Here is a 1,008-nt window from a genome sequence, read left to right on the forward strand (position 1 = left end):
GGCTTCATCGGGCTCGGTGACGGCAGCCTGCATGTCGTTGCACAACTCCAGCATCTGTCGGCAGCGCGGCAGCATTTCACTGCCGGCCGTCGTCAGGCTCAGCTTGCGCGTGGTGCGGTGCATCAGGCGTGCGCCCACCCAGTCTTCCAGTTCAGCCAGGTAGCGCGACACCACCGGCCGCGACAGGTCCAGATGATCGGCCGCCGCCGACTGGCTGCCCAGGTCGACTACGCTGACAAACACCCGCATTGCTTGAAGACGGTCCATGATTTGCCCGGTTTTAGAAACAAACTATGTTCAAGCATGGCATTTTTTGTGACGTTTAGTGCAACTAAGCTCTGTGCATCACTTATCCCTCGCTGGAGCTGCACATGATCTCGACCTTCAAACGGTTGGCCACCGCGATGGCCGCCCTGGCCTTTGCTGCCCACGCCGCTGCCGCGGACCTGACGCTCGATGCCTACAACCCGGGCACCTCGGCGATGATGCCGGTGAGTTCGGTACTGGTCAGTGGCGAGCATGACGTCATCCTGGTGAATGCGCAGTTCGGCAATGGCCAGGCGCAAGACCTGGTGCAGAAGATCCGCGCCAGCGGCAAGCACCTGACCACCATCTACGTCAGCGACGGCGACCCGGACTACTACTTCGGCCTCGACGTCCTGACCACCGCCTTCCCCGACGCCAAGGTGCTGGCCTCGCAGCCGGTGGTCGACCACATCAAGGCGACCGCCGAGCAAAAACTCGCATTCTGGGGCCCGAAACTGGGCGCCGACAAACCGGCGAAGCTGGTCATCCCCCAGGTGCTGCAAGGCCACACCCTGACGCTTGAAGGCCAGGCGCTGGAAGTGGTCGGCCTGGACGGCCCGCAACCGGACCGCACCTTTGTGTGGATCCCATCGATCAAGGCCGTGGTCGGTGGCGTGGTGGTGTTTGAAAACACCCACGTGTGGATGGCTGACACCCAGACCGCCCAATCCCATGCCGACTGGTTGACCACCCTCAAGCGCA

At 62.6% G+C, this 1,008-nt stretch carries 2 protein-coding genes; one reads left to right on the forward strand and one right to left on the reverse strand.

What is annotated here, in order from left to right:
• Window positions 1–267, reverse strand: a 267-nt coding sequence (locus HX803_RS31795) for a LysR family transcriptional regulator (RefSeq protein WP_178926029.1), incomplete at its 3' end; no start/stop codon positions are given.
• 104 nt (window positions 268–371) lie between these two features.
• On the opposite strand from HX803_RS31795, the gene HX803_RS31800 reads away from it, so the two are divergent.
• On the forward strand, window positions 372–1,008 hold a 637-nt coding region (locus HX803_RS31800; protein WP_178926030.1), incomplete at its 3' end, for an MBL fold metallo-hydrolase.

It is taken from the genome of Pseudomonas sp. P7548, assembly GCF_013386585.1.
Classification (GTDB): Bacteria; Pseudomonadota; Gammaproteobacteria; order Pseudomonadales; family Pseudomonadaceae; genus Aquipseudomonas.